15 protein-coding genes are annotated in these 16,531 nt (G+C 51.1%); 14 read left to right on the top strand and 1 reads right to left on the bottom strand.

What is annotated here, in order from left to right; translation table 11 throughout:
• The first annotated feature begins 6 nt into the window (after positions 1–6).
• The 11 genes from LQ229_RS06810 (at position 7) to LQ229_RS06760 (ending at position 11,775) form a co-directional block, all read left to right on the top strand.
• Entirely contained in the window at positions 7–723 is a 717-nt protein-coding gene (locus tag LQ229_RS06810) for an ATP-binding cassette domain-containing protein (protein WP_230191311.1), read from the top strand.
• Positions 720–1,511 (top strand): ABC transporter permease, encoded by a 792-nt coding sequence (locus LQ229_RS06805; protein ID WP_230191251.1) that lies wholly within the window; start codon positions 720–722, stop codon positions 1,509–1,511. Before LQ229_RS06810 ends, LQ229_RS06805 begins: the two co-directional genes overlap by 4 nt.
• 198 nt (positions 1,512–1,709) lie before the next feature.
• The gene (gene fsa / locus LQ229_RS06800; RefSeq protein ID WP_230191250.1) at positions 1,710–2,357 is read left to right on the top strand and encodes a fructose-6-phosphate aldolase; all 648 of its coding nucleotides are present in this window, start codon (positions 1,710–1,712) and stop codon (positions 2,355–2,357) included.
• A gap of 526 nt (positions 2,358–2,883) precedes the next feature.
• Positions 2,884–3,642 (top strand): energy-coupling factor transporter transmembrane component T, encoded by a 759-nt coding sequence (locus LQ229_RS06795; protein ID WP_216539065.1) that lies wholly within the window; start codon positions 2,884–2,886, stop codon positions 3,640–3,642.
• Positions 3,643–3,676: 34 nt separating this feature from the next.
• On the top strand, positions 3,677–4,264 hold the full coding sequence (locus tag LQ229_RS06790) for an ECF transporter S component (RefSeq protein ID WP_230191249.1): 588 nt from the start codon (positions 3,677–3,679) through the stop codon (positions 4,262–4,264).
• Positions 4,265–4,446: 182 nt separating this feature from the next.
• The gene (locus tag LQ229_RS06785; RefSeq protein WP_216539064.1) at positions 4,447–5,076 is read left to right on the top strand and encodes a polysaccharide deacetylase family protein; all 630 of its coding nucleotides are present in this window, start codon (positions 4,447–4,449) and stop codon (positions 5,074–5,076) included.
• 85 nt (positions 5,077–5,161) lie between these two features.
• Positions 5,162–6,661, top strand: coding sequence for an MDR family MFS transporter (locus tag LQ229_RS06780; protein ID WP_216539063.1), 1,500 nt, complete (start codon positions 5,162–5,164; stop codon positions 6,659–6,661).
• 98 nt (positions 6,662–6,759) lie between these two features.
• Entirely contained in the window at positions 6,760–9,504 is a 2,745-nt protein-coding gene (locus tag LQ229_RS06775) for an EAL domain-containing protein (protein ID WP_216539062.1), read from the top strand.
• A 350-nt stretch (positions 9,505–9,854) separates the two neighbouring features.
• Positions 9,855–10,841, top strand: a complete 987-nt coding sequence (locus LQ229_RS06770; protein ID WP_356709869.1) for an NAD(P)H-quinone oxidoreductase — start codon at positions 9,855–9,857, stop codon at positions 10,839–10,841.
• Positions 10,842–10,853: 12 nt separating this feature from the next.
• The gene (locus LQ229_RS06765; RefSeq protein ID WP_356709935.1) at positions 10,854–11,330 is read left to right on the top strand and encodes an ABC transporter permease; all 477 of its coding nucleotides are present in this window, start codon (positions 10,854–10,856) and stop codon (positions 11,328–11,330) included.
• A gap of 22 nt (positions 11,331–11,352) precedes the next feature.
• On the top strand, positions 11,353–11,775 hold the full coding sequence (locus LQ229_RS06760; protein WP_230191248.1) for a DNA/RNA helicase: 423 nt from the start codon (positions 11,353–11,355) through the stop codon (positions 11,773–11,775).
• A gap of 82 nt (positions 11,776–11,857) precedes the next feature.
• Here the strand turns inward: LQ229_RS06760 and LQ229_RS06755 are convergent, their stop codons facing one another.
• A complete protein-coding gene (locus tag LQ229_RS06755) occupies positions 11,858–13,144 on the bottom strand; it encodes an NAD(P)/FAD-dependent oxidoreductase (protein ID WP_230191247.1) in 1,287 nt (428 codons plus the stop codon).
• Positions 13,145–13,353: 209 nt separating this feature from the next.
• Here LQ229_RS06755 and LQ229_RS06750 point away from each other — a divergent pair, with 209 nt between their 5' ends.
• The 3 genes from LQ229_RS06750 (at position 13,354) to LQ229_RS06740 (ending at position 16,458) form a co-directional block, all read left to right on the top strand.
• Positions 13,354–15,012 (top strand): ATP-binding protein, encoded by a 1,659-nt coding sequence (locus LQ229_RS06750; RefSeq protein ID WP_230191246.1) that lies wholly within the window; start codon positions 13,354–13,356, stop codon positions 15,010–15,012.
• Positions 15,009–15,671 (top strand): hypothetical protein, encoded by a 663-nt coding sequence (locus tag LQ229_RS06745; RefSeq protein ID WP_216539059.1) that lies wholly within the window; start codon positions 15,009–15,011, stop codon positions 15,669–15,671. The genes LQ229_RS06750 and LQ229_RS06745 overlap by 4 nt, the downstream gene beginning before the upstream one ends.
• A 352-nt stretch (positions 15,672–16,023) precedes the next feature.
• On the top strand, positions 16,024–16,458 hold the full coding sequence (locus LQ229_RS06740; RefSeq protein ID WP_230191245.1) for a BrxA/BrxB family bacilliredoxin: 435 nt from the start codon (positions 16,024–16,026) through the stop codon (positions 16,456–16,458).
• The last annotated feature ends 73 nt before the right edge of the window (positions 16,459–16,531 follow it).

Genomic DNA, 16,531 nt, shown 5'->3' with positions numbered 1-16,531 from the left:
AAGATCATGGTTCTGGCAGTCGAACATTTATATAAACGTTATGGCGACAAGCTGGCGGTCAATAATTTATACCTAAAAGTCGAATCGGGAAAAACATTGGGACTGATCGGCAACAGCGGTGCGGGAAAGACGACAATTATCCGCTCCATTCTCGGGTTGATCGATTACGACAAAGGGTATATCTCATGGAATAACCGGCAAATCGGCAACAATCGGCCGAAAGTCGGTTATTTGCCGGAAGAGAAATGCATGTACCCGAATGCGAAAGTGCAGGATCTGCTCATTTATTTGGGACGGCTGGAAGGCATGTCCAAGTTCGATGCCAAGCAATCGGCGAAACGTTGGCTCGAGCGGCTCCGCATTCCCGAACATTTCGATAAAGAACTGCATCGCTTATCCAGATGCAATCAGGAGAAGGTGAAGATCGCGTCCGCTTTAATTCACAATCCCGATCTGATCGTGTTCGACGAACCTTTCGGCGAGCTTTATTCCGACGATGCCGGATTGCTGGCATCGATCCTGAAAGAATTGGCGTACGAAGGGAAAATGATCGTTTTCTCAAGCAGGCTGCTTCGCCGCGTTGAATCGTTTTGCGAAGAAGTATGCGTTATCCGTCAAGGGGAGAAGGTTGTTTCCGGCAATTTGCAAACATTGAAGCACTCCGTTTTGGACGAAATGGAAACGTGCCGGATCCATGCCGATGAAGCGGGAGCTGTCACATGAGGTCGTTCTGGATCGTAGCTTTATATTCGTGCAAAGAGCTGGTTCGATCGAAAGGTTTTCGCATTACGACCGTATTGTCCCTCGTGTTGATTGCCGCATTAATCGCGGTTCCGGGTTTAGGGGTTGAAGAGACGGAACTGCTTCATGTCAGCGCGAAAGCTTATATTTTATCGTTTATTTTATACATAACGACCGGGCATTATTGCTATTTGATCGGCAAGTCTTTCGTTCGCGACCGGCAGTCGCGGATGACCGATATTTTAATGACGCGGATCCATTCGCCCTATTTAATGTTCGGTAAAGTGGCGGGGATCGGCGCCTGCGGCGTCCTGCAACTTGTACTGATCACGCTCGGCCTGCTGTTTAACTGGAATTTCTCGAATTTAAACGGACTGGACATGCTGTTTCTGTTCTTGTTCGCATTGCTGGGATTTGCTTTTTACGCCGTATTGTATGCGGGAATAAGCTCGATGTTGTTTTTGGGCGGCAATATTAAAACGGCGGTTCTTCCCGTTTTCCTGTTTCTTACCGTCGGTTTTTTGCTTTCCTTATTCGCAGCTTGCGGCACGAATATGAATACGATCAAAATTATTTCTTTTATTCCGTTTATGACGCCGTTTATGATGATTGTCCGTATCATCCAATTCAAATTGACGTTGTTTCAAATGCTCATTCCTCTATGCATATTGGCGGGGGCGATGTCGATCGTCTGCAGCATTTCGTTCAAAATATACCAATTCGGCCATCGAACGGACGGGAGAAGGCCTACGCTCAAGGAAATATTATAGCGCCAGGAAGTAAAACACACTAATTTGAAAAGTGTGTTTTAATTTTACGATTTTGCTCCCATATTAACCGAATCAAACATAATATATATTAAATTGTACATCATATATATTGTAAATAAGCGAGAAATAATATATGATGAAACATAGGATAATAAAACCGTGGAAACATCGTTCATAAAACTTAAGGAGGCAAGCGGCATGAAGTTTTTCCTGGATACGGGAAATATCGATGAGATTAAGAGAATTCATAAGCTGGGATTGGTGGACGGCGTAACGACCAACCCGTCTTTGATCGCGAAGGAAGGACGCGTTTTTAAAGAAGTGATACAAGAAATTACGAGCCTCGTGAAAGGGCCGGTCAGCGCCGAAGTAATTAGCCTGGATGCGGACGGCATGATCGCCGAAGCGCGGGAAATCGCCACTTGGGCCGACAATGTCGTCATCAAGCTGCCGATGACCGAAGCCGGTTTGGAAGCGACGTACCGTCTATCCCAAGAAGGGATCAAAACGAATGTAACGTTGATCTTCAACGTAGCGCAAGGCTTAATGGCCGCCAAAGCGGGTGCGACATTTATAAGCCCGTTCATCGGCCGCCTGGACGATATCGGAACGGACGGCATGGAATTGATCCGCGGCTTGAACGAAGTGATCCGCAATTACGGCTACGACAGCGAAATTATCGTTGCCAGCGTTCGCTCGTTGAAGCATGTGGAGGATGCGGCCATTGCGGGCGCCCACATTGCCACCATCCCGGGATCGCTGCTGCCAAGCTTATGGAAGCATCCGCTGACCGACATCGGAATCGAACGATTCTTGAAAGACTGGGAGACCGTCCCGAAAAGTTAATCCGGCTCTACACGAAGAAGATTGCCCGATCGCGCTTTAAGATCGTCGGCGATCTTTTTTTAGGTTGCGGGGTTGCACGGCAGGGGGCAGGCAGGCGCCTCGTTACCCGGTTTTGGCATCCAATAGCGGTAAAATCCGCATCTAATTTGCTGGTTTTCAGGGATATGCCTTCATTAGCTCCAATTTCTGCCTCTATTTTGATGCGATTTCGATTAACGTTGTGTTTTCTGTGAAATTAACGTTAGAAATTGCATCTAATGTAAAGCACGGGAGCGTTACGGTTCAATTAACGCCAGTTTTTGCCGTTCATGCGACACCATCTTCGAAAAACCGCCATCCACGAATTGCAGCATTGAAGCTTTTGATTCGAAATATAGCAATTGTCACCCGGAATCGGCTGTATAATAGGTAGACAATTCTCGTAATTTACGCCATACTAATATCAATATGAACATAGAATACAATAGACAAGACTGATAGAGTTGGTGCAAAGTCCCAGACTCTAAGTTCGGTTCGAGGCGATTCAATGACATTTCAGTTCCAACCCGGAAATTCGCCGTTTCATCGGCTAGACCCGCTTACCAAGATCATTTGGGTATTATGCGTATCGGTTCTGACTTTGCGGTACACAACCGCATTGCCGCAAGCGATTCTATTGGCGGCGGTGCTGCTTGCCGCGATCGCGCTTGCGGGCTTGCGCGTTCGCGTTCTGATGAGAAGCATTCGCGTCGTGCTATGGCTCAGCATTCCTTATTTTGTGCTGCAATTGTTGTGGATACCCGGCTCGACCGCGCTGCTGCGCCTCGGACCGCTGGAAATTACGGCCGAAGCGCTGGATTATTCGCTCGGCATTACGCTGCGCCTGCTAATTCTATTTGCTTCGTCCTTGATCTACATCGCTACGACCGATCCGCAAGATGTCGTATTGATGCTGGCGCAGAAGCTCAAGCTGCCTTATCGTTTCGCCTTCGGCATATCGATTGCGCTTCGTTTCGTCCCTTTCCTCGAGGAGGAAGCGGCAACGATCAGAGCGGCGCAAGCGATCCGGGGACTGCGGCCTGCCGCCGGTTGGCGGGAACGATGGCAGCGTTGGAAAATATTCGTCGCCGCCGTCTTTACGAATGCCGTACGGCGCATTCAGACGACAGCGAATGCGATGGACATGAAGGGATTCGGAGCCCATGAGAGCCGCACCTATATGCGCTCGATTGCCGTTCGGCGTTCCTCCGTACTATTCGCCGCGGCTACGATTGCGGCGACAATCGCCATACTGGCGGTTTATTAGCAAATTTACGACATTGAAGGAGTTTTTCATTCTTATGGCTGGATTGACAATGAAATTTCAGAAATTTACGACGCTTGAAATTGTGCTAATGGCCGTATTGGCCGTGGCGAATGCGGTTATTACGATGTATCTATCCCTCGCCAACAAGGCGTTGACGGCGCTGGGGGGGCCGATCGCGACGTCGACCATCGTCGGGCTTTACATGATATACGGTCTGCTCGCCGTCTATATTATTCGCAAGCCGGGTACGGCGCTGCTTACTTATTTAATGGGCGGCATCATTCAGAGCTTGCTCGGGAACGCTTACGGAATCGCCGCTTCCATCGTCGCCGCTTTGTCGTACGCGGCTGCATTGGAACTTGTCTTCGCTTTGACGCGCTATAAGCGGTGGGACCGTTTCACGATGGCGATCGCCGGCTGCGCCATGGTACCGTTATGGTTCGTGTTTGCCGCTTACATGTTCGGTTATATCGAATGGGGTGCCAAACTATTAATCGTCACGTTCGTCGTGAGATGCGTCAGCGGCACGCTGTTATGCGGCTTGCTGTGCAAATGGCTGGGAGATATGATGGCGCGGACCGGCTTGTTGCGGTCTTTCGCCGTGTCCAAAGACGGAAAATAGGAACAAGGGCGACAATTGTACGATCGAGGGATAAAATTATCGAATCTAATGTACGCATCCCCTATATATTTAATATAATAGATGTTAAATATAGTAAGTCCAACAAGGAGGCGCTTACGAAGCGACTGTTGTTCGTCCTCTAATCGATGAAGCGTCGCTCACAAACTTTGAGGAGGATTCATATGTCAGCAGCCCTATTTATTAAAAACGCGGCAACGGATCGCAAGCAGATTGCACTCACTTTTGACGACGGCCCGCACCCGGTATTTACCCCGCAGATAATGGATTTGTTCAAAAAGTACGGTGCCAAAGGGACTTTCTTCGTTACCGGACAGCATGTGGAGCAATATCCCGAGATCGCAAGCCGATTGTTGGAAGAGGGGCATGAGGTTGGCAACCATACATACAGCCATCCGCGATTGAAGGAGACGGATCCCGAATCGACGAAAGAAGAGATCGAACGTACCGAAGCGATTATCCTTGACGCGACAGGCTTTAAGACAACATTGTTTCGACCCCCGTTCGGAAGCTATAATGAGAAGACGCTGGAAATTATCGCGGATGCGGGATATCAATGCATACTATGGTCGGAGAAGCAGGATACGAAAGACTTCAGCATGCCCGGGACGGATCGCATCGTCGATCAGGTCATTGGCAACCTGCAAAACGGCGATATCATATTAATGCATGACAGCAGCGAAGATCCGGTATGCAACAGGGAACAGACCGTCGAGGCGTTAACCATACTGCTTCCTTGGTTTGAAGAACATGGTTACGAATGCGTAACCGTATCGAAATTGTTGGACAAATGAAATAACATGTTGTAAATTGAGAAAATAATCGCCAAAGTTACACGGGTGATTATTTTTTGTTGGACACCAGGGGGGAGACGGTGAAATGAAGACAAATAGAAAAAATGTAACCGCCGCGTTATTATTATCGACTTTTTTGGCTTCCATCGAAGGGACGGTCGTCAGTACCGCCATGCCGACCATCGTGGGCGAATTGGGCGGACTGAAATTGATGAGCTGGGTATTCGCCGTTTATTTGTTGACGACTGCCGTGGCTACTCCGATCTTTGGGAAAATGGCGGACTTGTATGGCCGCAAAGTCATTTTCATATCGGGATCGTTGTTGTTTCTGTTAGGAACGACGCTATGCGGATTGTCGCAGACGATGGAGCAGATGATCGTATACCGCGCCATTCAAGGAATTGGCGCCGGGGCCGTGCTTCCGGTTACGTTTACGATTATCGGCGATATCTACACCTTGGAGGAGCGCGGCAAAGTTCAAGGATTGATCAGCTCGGTATGGGGGATATCCAGTTTGGTCGGACCGCTGGTCGGCGGCTTTTTCGTCGATTCCTTGTCCTGGCATTGGATTTTTTATTTCAATATACCGTTCGGCTTAATCTCTGTTTTGATGATTGCGAAATATTTGAAGGAAGAGGCAAACAAACAGAAGAAAGTGATCGACATTCCCGGCGCGATTACCTTTACGGTCGGGATTACGGCTTTATTGTTCGCCTTAATTACGGGAGGGCAGCAATTTCCCTGGGGATCGCCGCTCATACTCGGATTGTTCGCCGTCGCGGCGTTGTTCCTGGCTTTGTTCTTCTATATCGAAGTGAAGGCGAAAGAACCGATGGTTCCGCTCAAGCTATTCGGCATCCGCGATATTGCGGTATCCAATGTCGTCAGCTTTGTCATTAATTTCGTCATGATTGGGCTGACGACATATTTGCCGCTATGGGTGCAAGGAGTCATGGGGTACGGGGCGACGAGCGCGGGTCTTGCGCTTACGCCCATGTCGGTCGCCTGGACGGTCGGAGCGATCATTGTCGGGCGTCTTGTTCTGCGCGCCGGTCCGCGGTTATCGACGATGATCGGCGTTTCGTCGGTATTGGTCAGCGCGCTCGGAATGGCGACGATTACCGCTTCCACCCCGTACTGGATCATCGTGGTATATATGCTGGTATGCGGGCTTGGATTCGGTTTCTCCTTCACCGTGTTTACCATTATCGTGCAGTCTTCGGTCGATTGGAATTTGCGCGGCGCTTCGACCGCCTTAAATACGTTTATGCGAACGCTCGGACAGACGGTCGGCATCGCCATTCTCGGGACTTGGCTGAACGGGCGGATATCGAGGGAAATTGCGGCCGGGCCGCCGGTCGAAGGGGTAAACGAAGATACGCTAAACCAGATGCTCAACCCGGAACTAGCGCATACGCTTGGGCAGGAAGTGCTCGGGCAAATGAAGATCTTTTTGGAGCATGGGCTGCATAGCGTGTTTCTCATCATGGCCGTTTTTGCCGGGATCAGTTTTCTCGTCGCCTTGGTCATGCCGCGGCAAATCGCGGGCAGTGACGAACCGGAACAAGCGAACAACATTGCGTAAAAAACTTGATTTAGGGAAATGTCGGGACAAGTAGGAAAAATTGGATTGATGTCGAAGTAAATCTGAAATAGATCATGGAAAGAGAGTAGGATTTTCGGATGAATCGTTTAAAACCGTTCGCTTCTGTCCGTTCCCTCGTAATTTTCGTCTTGTTTGTTGCCGCCGCCTTGCTGGGAACAAGATTTGCGATCCATTTTTCGTTTGGCGCCTATTTTTTAATTTGCAGCGCGTTCCTGTTCGTCGTACTTCGTTTGTTCGGGTTGATGTGGTCCGGTCTCGCGGCACTGTTCATCAGCGTTTTCGCCTACTACGCATTGGACGGTTCGTTTCTGCTGCTGCTGATCGGGCTTGAAATCATTCTCGTCGGCTCTGTCTACGAGAAGAAGCAGAAATATTTATTCATATGGGACGGTTTATATTGGGTATTGATCGGCGCACCCTTGGCTGCTGTACTATTTTACTTGCAATCTTCCGTCCTTTCTTCCGAAGTATATCTGCAAATCTTAATGCTCACGATGAACGGGTTGTTAAACGGCCTGCTGGGAGACGTTCTGAACACATACCTTCCTTGGAAACGGCTCTTCCCGCACATGGAGGAACGGCGAATCCATCTCAGTCAATTGCTCACTCATCTGTCGATCGTTGCGGTCACCGGACCTTTTTTGCTCAATATGGTGCTCGACAGCTTTCAACTCAATGAAAAAATACAGTCCGATTCCTATCAATTCGCTATGACGCAATCGCTTCATGCCGTCGGCGGATTAAGGTCTATGAACGATTCCGAATGGCAAGGGCTGCGATCGAAATCGCCGGAACAAGTCGACCGGCTGAGCGGCGATTTGGCCGAGCTTTCGGCGAACGGCGTTGTGAAGCTGGCGGTTTTCTATAACGGGGAACTGGCTGCTGCGTCGGACGAACATTGGTTTGCGGAAGAGAATGCGTCCAAACGGTTGGAGGGCAGCTTCACGCAAATCGGCGATCTCCCGGATTGGCCGGAGGAGCAAGCGGGGGAACCGTCGGACGCCCGCAGCGCCCAATTTTACCGCTGGATTCCGGCAAGCGGACAGTACGACTATGAAACGACCCGATGGAACAACGGATTCTACATATTGACGACCGAGTGGCAAGACCGCGAATCCTTCCAAATTGTCGCCGCCATCCCCATATCTTACTTCCAGAGCAGTACGGTTACCGCCTATTTGAACAAATATATCGTTATGTTTCTATTCTGCGTGATCGCCACGATTACTTCCTTGTTCTTCAATTATTTTATGATGAGGCCGATGAATCAATTGGCCCGGATGACGACGGGGCTGCCGCAAAAGCTGAAGGACCCGCAAGTAATAGAATGGCCGCGTACGGCGCTGCATGAGATCGCTTCGCTCGTGACGAATTTCCGCTTGATGGCGCAGCGGCTGCTCGACATGTTCGGGGAAATGAAGCGGATGAACGATCGTTTGCTGGAACAAACGAAAATGCTGGAGACGTCCGAGGAACGATTGCAAAAGCTAGCCTATTACGATACGCTGACCGGATTGCCGAATCGCCATCATTTTACGCTATATATGGAAAGAGCGTTGGAAGAGGCCAAGATGGACGGGCATATGCTTGCGCTGCTGTTTATCGATCTGGATCGGTTTAAGCATATTAACGATACGCTGGGCCATGACATCGGCGACATGTTCCTCGTTGAAGTGGCGAAGCGTTTGACCGTGCTGTTCAACCGCAGCAATAACAGTATTTTCGCCCGCTTGGGCGGAGACGAATTCGTCGTTGTACTTCAGGATACGAACCGGCGGGAGATCGAGAAGCAGGCGGGAAGAATCGTCCGGCATTTGGCGGATCCGTTCCAGGTCAAATCGTACGAGCTGTTCGTCGCCGCCAGCGTCGGAATCAGCGTATATCCGACCGATGCGGACGCGTTTACGGCCATGCTCAAAAATGCGGATACGGCGATGTACATCGCCAAAGACAACGGCGGCAATCACTATCAATTCTACGATCTAGTCAAGCCGGACCGCTATCCGGAGCGAATGCTGCTTGAGAACCGTTTGCGCAAAGCGCTGGAGCGCCATGAGCTGCTCTTGTACTATCAGCCGCTTCTGGATGAAACCGGGACGATCATTGCGGCGGAAGCGCTGATTCGTTGGGAGCATCCGGAGGAAGGGTTCATTCCTCCCGCCAAATTTATTCCGCTCGCCGAAGAAACGGGCTTAATCATTCCGATCGGGGAATGGGTGCTTAGAACGGCTTGTTTGCAGCATCAAATTTGGCATAAAGCCGGGCTGCCGAAAATTCCGATGAGCGTCAACGTTTCGCTCCGGCAGTTTCTGAATCAGGATTTCGTGGAAACGGTCGACCGGATTTTGCAGGAAACGGAGTATGAAGCCAGCGATTTGATTCTTGAGATTACGGAAGGCTATGTGAACGAAAATGCGGAGCAGGCGGTTCAAGTGCTGCGGCGGCTGCGGAAGCGCGGCATCCAAATCGCGATCGACGATTTCGGGACAGGCTATTCGTCGTTAAGCCGGTTGAAAAGGCTGCCGATTCATATTCTCAAAATCGATCAATCTTTCGTCCGCCGCTTGCCGTCCGATCGGACGAATGCCGCCATTGTGCAGGCTGTCATTCAACTTGGGCAAAGTTTAAACGTCAAGGTCGCGGCGGAAGGAATCGAATCCGAGAAGGAACTCGAATTTCTGAAATCGCATGGTTGCGACCGGTACCAGGGCTTTTTGATCAGCGAACCGCTCTCCGCCCACCAATTCGCCTTAACGTATCCGAACTTCGCGGCGGAGAACATTCGCGGGATGTTCGAACAAGGGGGAAACGCAACCGCCTGACTTGGTAGAACGACGGTTTGAAGCGGATAATGATCCACGCTTTTGTGTGTCCATTGGATAATGTCCAACGGATAGTATCAATTTTCCGGTCGAAACGGGAATCCATTGGAAAATCTCCAATGGATTCTTGCTTTTTCGCTGTTTAGCTCGATTTTTGAACATTCTGTTGGATGAAATCCAATGAAAGGTCGTTGGTCGAGCATGAAACGGCGGAACATTGGACAAAATCCAACAGGCTTCATCAGCGGCCCTAACTTATTGGTCAAAGCAAAGGCGTTTCCATTGTTCATCCGATGTGTAGTATTTTAGAATTATAGATACACTTAAAGAAAACAGTGAGGTGATTCAGTATGATGAAAGCGCTGCTGGTCGATCAAGAGACGAAACGGCTGAGTGTGGGAGAATGGGAGACACCCGTTCCCGGGCCGGACGAATTATTGGTAGAAGTGAAAGCGACTGCGCTCAATCGCGCCGATTTGGTGCAGAAGCGGGGAGGCTATCCGCCGCCGCCCGGCGCTTCCCCGATTCTCGGCCTGGAGATTGCCGGAATCGTGGAGCGGACGGGAGACGACATCACCGATTGGCAGCCGGGAGACCGCGTATTCGCTTTGCTGCCCGGCGGAGGTTACGCGGAGAAGGCGGTCGTTCCCGCCGGCATGGCGATGCGCATTCCCGCCGGCTGGACGTTCGAGCAAGCGGCGGCCGTTCCCGAAGTGTTCCTGACGGCATATTTGAACTTGTTTCAATTAGGGAATGTAAAGGCCGGCCAAACGGTATTGATTCATGCCGGAGCCAGCGGCGTCGGAACGGCGGCGATCCAATTGGCGCGCGAAGCGGGAGCGCGTATCTTCGCCACGGCGGGAACGGCGGAGAAGCGAGCGGCTTGCGCCGCTCTGGGAGCGGATGCGACTTTCGATTACCGGTCGGGGCCGTTTGCCGACGCGGTGTTGGAGTGGACCGGCGGCAATGGAGCCGATCTTATTCTCGACTTTGTGGGCGCCGCCTATTGGAAGCAGAATATGAAGGCGCTGGCGCTTGAAGGCGCCCTGGTGCTGATCGGAACGATGGGGGGCGGCAAAGTCGAGGAAGTCGACCTGCTGCAGCTGATGATGCGCCGCCAGCGGGTCATCGGCAGTACGCTTCGGTCGCAGACGGTCGCCCAGAAGACCGAACTGACGCGCAAATTCGCGGAATTTGCCATGCCGAGGCTGCTGGACGGCCGCCTGAAGCCGGTGATCGATTCGGTCTGGGACGCCGCTAACGTCAACGAAGCGCATGAACGGATGGAAAAGAACGAAAATACCGGCAAGATCGTCCTGCGGATGAATCTCTCGTAGCAAGAACCTCCCATAGCATCAACCTCCCAGCAACGAATCGCACGGCGGCCTTGCAACGAATGCCCTTATGTTGCGATCCGCAATCCGACTCACGTCATGTTCTTCTTGCAATTTCTGTCCGTCAGCATCGCTGCGGTCGCAGTTACGCCGGCGGGAGCGTTGAAACTGGCTATAGCGGCGGCGCTTATCGTTTTGTTTTCCTATTGGGTTTTGTTAATATGGCGTGCTTTCATAGGTTCGTCTTATGTAAAAATGTTTCCTTGGCGCGACACCGACCTGCGTTCGGCTGCGGCTGCGGCGCTGTTTATGATATGCCTGCCTTACATGCTGCCTTTGTGCGCGATTGCCGGGGCGTTCGCGTTTTCATGGTGGGGCCTGTTCATCGTTCCGGCGGCCGCTTTGCCGGTGCAGCGGTTTATCGCGAATCAATTTGCCGTATTGGCCGCAGGAAGTCATACATCCTCCGATGTTGGGCATAGTAACGGATAAAGATTGAAACCAAAGAGGAAGGATGAACGTTGTGCAAGATACGGCGATCGTGTTTCGATTTACCGATGCTGGAAGTTGCGCGAAAGCTTTCGATTTGTTGGAAGAGCTTGGATACGAGCCGGCGTTTCTTGGGGAGGAGGGAAGTCGGCTTCATATTCATGTCGACGAAACCGATCTAACATCCGCTATCGAGATCGCTCAAGCGTACGGGGGCAGTTTGGAAGAGCGGGCGCTGATTAGCGAAGCGGAATTAACGAATTTGGCGTACCGCCTGGACATGATTCCGATTCCCGCCCATATCGTCAACGAGGATTGGGCGGCGGAATCGTATTCGAACGCACGGCACGAACCGGGGGAAGGCGACGATCTTGCCTTGCGGGACGAGGAGATGCGGGGTTGGTACGATGAGCCGTACGATCACTTCTCGGGCGAAGTGAAGACGTAGACCGATTTGCACTCTCCTTTATCGATCTAACAACAAACAGCCGCCTGCATGGGATGCCGGCGGCTTCATTCGTTATTTGCCGCTACTCCGTTTCCTCCGCCTGCAACGCCGCGCTGCGGCCTGCGGCATACCCCGTCGAGAAAGCTGCCGTAATATTGTAGCCGCCGGTGTATCCGTGAATGTCCAATATTTCTCCGCAGAAATACAATCCTTTCTTCCATTTGGACTGCATCGTTTTCGGATCGATTTCCTTCAGATGAACGCCGCCGCCGGTAACGAAGGCCTCTTCTATGGATAATGTTCCGTTTGCCTTGACGGGAAACGACTTCATCGTTTGACATAAGCCGCGCCATTCTTGCCGGGGAATATTGTCATAAGTAATATGCGTATGAAGCGGTACGCTTTGGAACAGGATCGGCAGCATCCTTTCGGGCAAATATCCTTTGAGCACATTGATGACGGCTTTCTTCGCCTCCGCTTTCGCCATTTGAAGCGTTTCGTCGTATATCTCTTCCGTCGTTTTGTCCGGAAACAAATCAACGGTCAGTTTGACGTCGGGTTGCCCTTTGGCTAACTGTTTCACGACGAACTGGCTGCATCTGAGCGCAATGGGGCCCGACATCCCGAAGTGCGTAAACAGCATGTCTCCGCGGTGGGTTACAATCGCTCTTCCTTTCTCATTCCATACGGTCAGAGCGACATCCCGAAGCGCCAATCCTTGCAATTCCCGATTTTGAATAAAACGTTCCGCAGAGGTAAGCGGGACTTCGGTAGGGAAAAGCGTCGTAATCGTATGACCCGCCTCTTCGGCCCAAGCATAGCCGTCGCCCGTGGAGCCTGTGGCCGGCACCGACTTGCCCTCGACCGCCACGATGACGCATTTGCTTTTGATCGTTTGCCCGTTCTTTAACCGGACTCCCGCCACTTTTTCTTCATCATATAATACTTGCTGTACGGGGGAATTCAGCATCATTTCGATGCCGTAGCTCCGCACTTGATTGATTAATGCGTCGACAACCGTCTTCGCTTTGTCGGAGACAGGAAAGACGCGCCCGTTGTCTTCTTCCTTCAGCGCGATCCCCAGACTCTCGAAGAACTCGATAATGTCCCGACTTGAAAACTGGCTCAGCGCGCTATAGAGGAATCGCCCGTTGCCGGGGATGTTTTTGATAAGCTCGTCCATTTCTTTATTGTTGGTCACATTGCAGCGTCCGCCGCCGGAAATGCCAAGCTTTCTTCCGAGTTTATCGCCTTTATCGATCAGCAGCACTTTCTTCCCATGCTTGCCTGCCGCGACACCCGCCATTAGTCCTGCCGAACCTCCGCCGATAATAATAATGTCAACCTGTTTCGCATTATGTAAGTTCATTTCATATAACCTCGCTCATTCGTACGTTACTTTCCATTGTACCGCGATCCGATCCATATTAAAAATTTTTGCCTAAAAGGTAAACTGGGTATATTGTAAAAAATTGTCGGTTGTGGAATAATCGATGTAACTAATCATTGCCAATTTGGAGGGAAACCGTGATTATAACCCCATTAAAAGAAACGTTCTTACAGGTTTTAATCACATTAATGCCTGTGTTTCTGTTTTTGCTGTGCGCCGATAAAACCGTGCGAGGGGCGAGGCGGTACACGGTACTCGGATTATTTTGTTCGATATCGCTCATTCTTTCCATGGGATTGTCTTACCGTTATTTAAACATGGCGTTCGACTTTCGGATTCTCCCTATTGTACTTGGAATCATGTATGGGGGCTACCGGATCGGATTATTGACGACATTTTTATACATAGCCTCCTATGTTCTGTTTTTTCCCGAATCGATGCCTTGGGGAATATTTTCGGATGTTGCCTTCTATTTAATACCGCTAGCTTTTCTGTTTATGAAAAAGTTTCAACTTGCGCAGCCGCGAATGAAAATGTACATCGCCTCCAACTTGATTATGTGCGGAATAGCGACTTACACCATGTTGTATTGCTACGATTTATGGACCGGCGCAGCGGTCGTTCAATTCGACGCCCTGCTCTTTATGGCTGTCTATGGAATTTTTTTTATGTTAACATCATACTTGGTCGTCTTTCTCATCGAAAATATATTGGAGAAACTGTCCTTGCAGGAACAATTGCAAGCGATGTCAAGCCAATACGATCAAGAAGCGCAAAAGCTCAAGCAGTTGATCGACGCTACGCCGCTTTGCGTCGTATCCGTAGACCGGGACGGCTACATTACGGCAATTAACGGGATGATGCTGAAAACGATGAAGGACGGCGGCATGTTCAAGGAGGAGGATTTGCTCGGCAAGCCTTGCGAAGTGTTGTCCCATTTGCAAAATACCGATGTGAACTTGTCCCAGATCAGGCGTTGTCTGAACGGGGAAGGGGCGGGCACGGAATTGATCAATATGAACGGTCGCCTGTTTATTTCGTCGGCGTACGGCATTCGCAATCATGAGACGGGCGAAGTGGTAGGAGCCGTCAATATGGCTCATGACATTACGGAGCTGCAAATGCTGCGGACGGAGCTCGGCAATATGGAGCGATTAAGCCTCGTCGGGCGGATGGCGGCCAGCATCACGCACGAGATTCGCAATCCGATGGCGGTCGTGCGCGGGTTCGTACAGCTTATTAAAGAGAAAAGTCCTGCGACCTTGCATGAATATTACCGTATTATTATGGAAGAACTGGACCGCGCCAATTCGATCATTAACGATTTTCTGTCCTTGGCGCAGAACCGGATCGTCGAGAAGGAGAGAGGGCATCTCCACGATATTATTAACGATTTGTCTCCGCTTCTGTGGGCGGATGCGAACTTGCGCGGACAGTCGATCGAACTGAAACTGGATCCTGACATTCCGCAATTGCTGCTCAACTCCAAGGAAATAAAGCAGCTAATTCTCAATTTGGCCCGCAACGGAATGGAGGCGATGGAGAGCAAAGGGGTGCTGACGATCGAGACGCGCCGGGAGAACGAGACGGTTTATCTGCTGGTGCGGGATACAGGCGAAGGCATCGCGAAAGACAAGCTCGATAAAATGTTCGAACCGTTCTATACGACGAAGGCGAAAGGAACCGGTCTCGGGCTCTCGCTATGCTTAAGCATCGTCGAGCGCCATCAAGGCAAAATTGTTGTAGAGTCCGAGGAAGGGAAGGGGACGACATTCATCGTCTCGTTCCATCAACAGGAGGCGGGCCAGAAAACGGAGATTTATGAATTTGAAGGGAGTTCGGCATGAATGAAGTCGTGCAGCTTGGTCCGTTCATATTAAAAGGCAGCCTGCTCACGGCGGTCGTATCGTTTGCGGCTGCTCTGGCCATGATCGGAATACGCTTACATTTTTCGGAAGAACATAAGAAGGGTTGGTTGGATTTATTCGTAACGAATGCGGTCGTTATTGCCATATGCTATAAATTCGGTTTTTTGCTCGAAGATCCCCGCATATTGTGGCAAAATCCGCAGGCATTGCTGCTGACAAGCGGAGGCTCGACCGCGGGATGGCTGTTGTGCGCCGTTTTGGCCGCTTCCTACACGTCTTATTGCATGCGCAAACGAGCGCTTCGCTTCACCGTTCTGCTCGATTTGCTGCCATACGGTTTGTCCGCCGGCAGCGCCGCGTTTTTCGCGCTTAGCGGAGCTTGGAGCTTCTGGTATGCGGGCGCCGCCGCTTGCGTAGCCGCTGTCTTATGGATATGGAGAAGCCCGCCGGGGGAAGGGAAAGCGCTGCTCCTGTTCCTCGTTTGGGGCGGAATCGGCGGGATGGCGTGCACGCTGCTCGTTCCGCAGCCCGGCGCATCGATCCGGTTCGGATTGTCGCCGCTGCAATGGCTGTTCGTGGGAATGGCGCTGGCGGGGGCCGCATGTTCGATGCTGGGCGGAAGAGGGGCTCGAGGATAGCGCTTCCGGTTATGGCGCATAATATAAGCGAATATTCGCTTATTGCGCAAAGGAGGATTCGCACGTGTCAGAAGACTCGAAAGCTCAGCAACGGCAGAAGAAAGCCAATGAAAGCAAGAACAAGAACGAGCAGCCCGGCATCGACCGCCGACTGAACGGACCGAACCGTCCGGCGGAATGACGGGTTGCTGTCCGAGGACCGATATCATACGGTAGGGGCCGCGGTTCGAAGCCGGTTTGCCCCGCATTGAATGAACGCAAGGGGTTTTTCCCTTGCTTTCGCTCGTTATGAATGCAATAATAAGTGTACAATATCATTTATATATGCTTTCGTAAGGAGAGTGGGAATAAGATGTCCATGTTTTTTAATCAATATATGAAAGATATGGTTCAACCGATGCGCGACGAATTGACGAGCATCGGCGTGCAAGAACTGTTGACGCCCGAAGAAGTGGAAGAGAAGCTGCCGAACGCCAAAGGTACGGCGCTTGTCGTCGTCAATTCGGTTTGCGGTTGCGCGGCGGGCCAATGCAGACCGGGAGTCAAGCTTGCGCTTGAGCATGACGCGAAGCCGGATCATTTGTTCACGGTGTTTGCCGGCCAAGATAAGGAAGCGACGGCGAAAGCGCGCGAATATTTCGCTCCGTATCCGCCTTCTTCGCCATCGATCGCTTTGATGAAAGACGGCGAACTGGTGCACTTTATCGAACGCCACAGCATCGAGAACCGTTCGGCGGAAGAGATTGCCGCAGAGCTGACGGCTGCCTTCGACCGGTTTTGCAAGTAACCAGCATATGAAATTTCGGCCCCGTTCACTTCGTAGCTGCGAGCGAGCGGGGTGTTTGTTGTATTGACAAGCG

The organism is Paenibacillus sp. CECT 9249 (assembly GCF_918697855.1).
Taxonomy (GTDB): Bacteria; Bacillota; Bacilli; order Paenibacillales; family Paenibacillaceae; genus MSJ-34.
This window is presented reverse-complemented; position numbering and strand designations above follow the sequence as displayed.